The sequence below is a fragment of the Streptomyces sp. JW3 genome (assembly GCF_052216785.1).
Classification (GTDB): Bacteria; Actinomycetota; Actinomycetes; order Streptomycetales; family Streptomycetaceae; genus Streptomyces.
Window position 1 is genome coordinate 12,360 of the sequence record NZ_JBQOUX010000150.1, and the last position, 3,914, is coordinate 16,273.

5 protein-coding genes are annotated in these 3,914 nt (G+C 74.2%); 2 read left to right on the forward strand and 3 right to left on the reverse strand.

All coding sequences use genetic code 11. The features are described 5' to 3' along the window. Positions 1–21: 21 nt before the first annotated feature. The 3 genes from ACTT8P_RS35445 to ACTT8P_RS35455 form a co-directional block, all read right to left on the reverse strand. The gene (locus ACTT8P_RS35445; protein ID WP_442835907.1) at positions 22–696 is read right to left on the reverse strand and encodes a pyridoxine/pyridoxamine 5'-phosphate oxidase; all 675 of its coding nucleotides are present in this window, start codon (positions 694–696) and stop codon (positions 22–24) included. Then, positions 697–1,122, reverse strand: a complete 426-nt coding sequence (locus ACTT8P_RS35450) for a pyridoxamine 5'-phosphate oxidase family protein (RefSeq protein WP_442835908.1) — start codon at positions 1,120–1,122, stop codon at positions 697–699. A gap of 130 nt (positions 1,123–1,252) precedes the next feature. After that, positions 1,253–1,888, reverse strand: a complete 636-nt coding sequence (locus ACTT8P_RS35455; protein ID WP_442835912.1) for a TetR family transcriptional regulator — start codon at positions 1,886–1,888, stop codon at positions 1,253–1,255. 135 nt (positions 1,889–2,023) lie between these two features. Here ACTT8P_RS35455 and ACTT8P_RS35460 point away from each other — a divergent pair, with 135 nt between their 5' ends. Continuing rightward, complete coding sequence (locus ACTT8P_RS35460) at positions 2,024–2,761, forward strand: VOC family protein (protein WP_442835909.1); 738 nt, start codon at positions 2,024–2,026, stop codon at positions 2,759–2,761. A gap of 169 nt (positions 2,762–2,930) precedes the next feature. Continuing rightward, on the forward strand, positions 2,931–3,914 hold a 984-nt coding region (locus ACTT8P_RS35465; RefSeq protein WP_442835910.1), incomplete at its 3' end, for a serine/threonine-protein kinase.

Below are 3,914 nucleotides of genomic sequence, written 5' to 3' on the forward strand. Positions count from 1 at the left end.
GCGCCCCCGCGCGGTGACCGCTCAGGGCCACAGCAGCCCCCGGCGCCATCCCGCCGCCTCCCGCCGGTACACCACCCGCACATGCCGCCGCCGCGCCTCCCCCTGGAAGAACTCCACCTCGTCCGGGCGCAGCCGGTACAGCGTCCAGGTCGGGGCCGGGGCGGACGGTTCGCGGCGGGCCCGCTCCCAGGCCGCCGCCGACGTGTCCGCCAGCTCCGCCAGTGACTCCAGCGGCTCGCTCTGCCGGCCGGTGAGGGCGGCGGCCAGCGCGCCCGTCGAGCGCGCCCCGAGATCCGCCCGGGCCCGCTCGGGCGGCGCGGCGTCGACCGGGCCGCGCACCCGCACCTGGCGGCCGAGGCGCGGCCAGTAGAAGGCGAGGGCGGCCTGCGGGCGGGCGGCGAGCTGCGTGCCCTTGCGGCTGCCGGAGTGGGTGGCGAAGGACCAGCCGTCCGGGTCCGCGCCGTGCAGCATCACGATCCGCACGTCCGGGCGGCCGTCCGCGTCCGCCGTCGCCAGCGACACGGTGTGCGGCTCGCGCTCCCCGGCCGCCACCGCCTCGGCGAACCACCGGGTGAACAGCGGCAGCGGCTCGGCGGGCGCGGCGGCCGGGTCGAACGGCGGCAGCTCGGTCACCGCCGGGTCCCAGACCCGCAGCGACCGCAGCAGACCGTCCAGCTCCCCCGGCTCCCCGGTCACTCAGACCGAGCCCAGGTCGGAGGAGAGCCAGTGCTCGGGCCGCATGCGGATGACCAGTTGCTCGCCGTGCTGCTCCCAGGCGAAGTCGACATAGCCGTCGACCTTCTCGGCCGGCAGATAGCGGGCCGCCATCTCCCGGAGCAGTTCCCGGGTGGCGGGCTCGGTCCCGGTGACCGGCCCCTCCACCGAGACGTACCGGATGGTGGGCTCCACCCGGTCGACCATCAGCGACAGGCGTCCGCTCGCCTTGATCAGCTCGTACTTGCGCGACGTCGCCCCGGTCAGCACCCATACGTCGCCGCCGGGCGCGTACTGGTACCAGATGGGCACCGTCAGCGGGGCCCGCCCGGCCCCCGCGTCGACCGCCAGCGCGGCGATGTGCGGCTCGGCCAGGAACTGTTCACGCTCAGCGCGGCTCAGGGCCATGTCGGTCTCCTCGGATACGGGTCGTGGTCCCCGGGCGTCCAGTCTGCCGGAAACGACGAACGGCGGCCCACCGGAGTGGACCGCCGCCCGACAGGACAGGACAGGACAGGGAACGGTGAGGCGCGAGGGGCTACTTCGTCGGTTTCCGGCCCGTGACGCCCAGATGGACCAGCAGCGCCAGACCCGGCTTCAGCTCCGCCTGCTTCACGCCCCAGGCGGAGACGCCCTTCTGGTGCGAGGCCACCGCCGACAGCATCGCGACCAGCGAAGCGGCGACCGCGGCCGGGCTGACGTCCTTGTCGACCTTGCCCTTGGCCTGCAACTCGGCGACGGAGTCCGCCAGCGAGCCGGTCACCGAGGTGAGGATCCGGGTCCGGAGCTTGTTGAACCGCTTGTCGCCCTCGGCGGCACCGAGGTCGACGACCCGGAGGATGGCGTCGTTCTTCCGCCAGAACTCCAGGAATCCGTCGACGAGTTCCTGCGCCGTGCTCCAGCCGGCCCGGCCGGTCCACGAGCGGCCCTGGACCAGCGCGGTCAAGTCGGCGGCGTCGGCGGCGGTTTGCTCGGCGATCTCCAGGACGGCGCCCTCGACGTCCGGGAAGTACTGGTAGAAGGTCGCGGGCGAGGTGCCCGCCCGGCGGGCGACATCGATGACTTTGACGTCGCGGTACGGGGAGGAGCTGAGCATCTCGCTGAGGCAGTCGAGCAGCTTCTGCCGGGTCGCCTGCCCTCGCCGGCCGGCCACCCGCCCGTCGACGGTACGCACTTGTCCTGTCATGCCCGTCAGCTTACCGAGGGGTGATCAGGGCGCGATTCGGCCGACTGCAAATGGGGTGCGCGACGGTCCCAGGGGCGCTGTGCCTGGTCTGCGCGGTGCGCGGCATCCGGTTACGTTGGCGGCATGGCCGAAAACAGCGCATCCGGCGACGCCTGTACCTACCGCGAGGGCGTCCCCTGCTGGGTGGACGCGCAACTCCCCGACGTGGCGGCCGGCCGGCGGTTCTACGGCGAGCTCTTCGGGTGGACGTTCGACGCCCCGAGGGACGACGCGACCGTCTGGGCCCGGCTGCGCGGCGCGCCCGTCGCCGCCCTCAGCCCCAAGACCGACGGCCGCATGCCCACCGTGTGGACGGTGTACTTCTCCACCGCCGACGCCCGCGCGCTGGCCCGCCGGATCGAGGCGGGCGGCGGGCAGCTGGTCACACCGCCCCGTCCGGACGGCGACCTGGGCGGCGCCGCCCTGGCCGCCGACCCGCAGGGCGCCGTCTTCGCGCTCTGGCAGCCCGGCCGGCACGCCGGTTTCGGCCGCCGGCACGAGCCGGGCACCTTCACCTGGGCCGAGCTGTACACCCGGGACACCGAGGCCGCCGACCGCTTCTACGGCGACCTGTTCCACGACGCCCTGTTCGGCCCCGGCGCCGAGCCCGACTTCGGCCGGGCCCCGCTGACCGGGGTCTTCCCCGCCGAGATGCCGCCGCACTTCCTGGTCCACTTCCTGGTCGGCGACTGCGAGGCGGCGCTCGGCACGGCGGTCCGGCTCGGCGGCCGGGTGCAGGTCCCGCCATTCGAGACGTCGTACGGCGGGGTCGCGGTGGTCACCGACGATCAAGGAGCCTCGTTCGCGCTGCTGCAACGCTGATTTGCCCTGGATTGCCGCGAGACACCCTGATTGGCCGCGGGTTCGCCACCAAGGCTTCGGACAGGAAGAATCAGGGTGCGTGCCGCCGCGGCGGTGTGGTGGTGAGACGCTGCACTTCGGTCGCGTACATATGTGGGTGGCGCGGCTCGTACGGGGAGGTGGCAGGCAAGTGGTGGATCAGCTGACGCAGCACGATCCGCGGCGGATCGGGCCGTTCGAGGTGCTGGGGCGGCTCGGGGCCGGCGGCATGGGGCTGGTCTATCTGGCGCGCTCGGCATCGGGCCGGCGGGTGGCGATCAAGACCGTGCGCACGGAACTGGCCGAGGACCAGCTGTTCCGGGTGCGCTTCACCCGCGAGGTCGAGGCGGCCCGCGCGGTGTCCGGCTTCTACACGGCGGCCGTGGTCGACGCCGACCCGCGGGCCGCCGTGCCGTGGCTGGCGACCGCGTACGTGCCCGCGCCCTCGCTGGAAGAGATAGTGAACGAGTGCGGGCCGCTGCCGGCCCAGGCGGTGCGCTGGCTGGCGGCGGGCATCGCCGAGGCGCTCCAGTCCATCCACGGCGCCGGGCTGGTCCACCGCGACCTCAAGCCGTCCAACGTCCTCGTCGTCGAGGACGGCCCCCGGGTGATCGACTTCGGGATCGCCTCGGGCGTCTCCAACACCCGGCTGACCATGACCAACGTCGCCGTCGGCACCCCCGCGTACATGTCCCCCGAGCAGGCCAAGGACTCGCGCTCGGTGACCGGCGCCAGCGATGTCTTCTCGCTCGGCTCCACCCTGGTCTTCGCCGCCACCGGCCACGCCCCCTTCCACGGCGCCAACCCGGTCGAGACGGTGTTCATGCTGCTGCGCGAGGGCCCCGACCTGGACGGGCTGCCCGCGGAACTGCGCCCGCTGATCGAGTCCTGCATGCAGATGGAGGCGCACGGCCGGCCCAGCCCCGCCGACCTCCAGTCCCAGCTCGCCCCGCACCTGTTCGGCTCCGGCTCCGACGACAGCGGTACGGCGTCGGCCTGGCTGCCCGAGCGGGCGGTGGGCCTGATCGAGTCCCGGCGCGGCGGCCGGCCCGCGCTCCGCCCCGCCACCACCGTCGGCCGGGCCCCCGCCGCCCGGGTCCCCGCCCCGGCCGTCCCGCCGCCGCCGGCCCACGAT

Bases quoted from the DNA above. Each gene is read 5' to 3' on its own strand.
- ACTT8P_RS35460 (WP_442835909.1), top strand. From the start codon at position 2,024: ATGGCCGAAAACAGCGCATCCGGCGACGCCTGTACCTACCGCGAGGGC.
- ACTT8P_RS35450 (WP_442835908.1), bottom strand. From the start codon at position 1,122: ATGGCCCTGAGCCGCGCTGAGCGTGAACAGTTCCTGGCCGAGCCGCAC.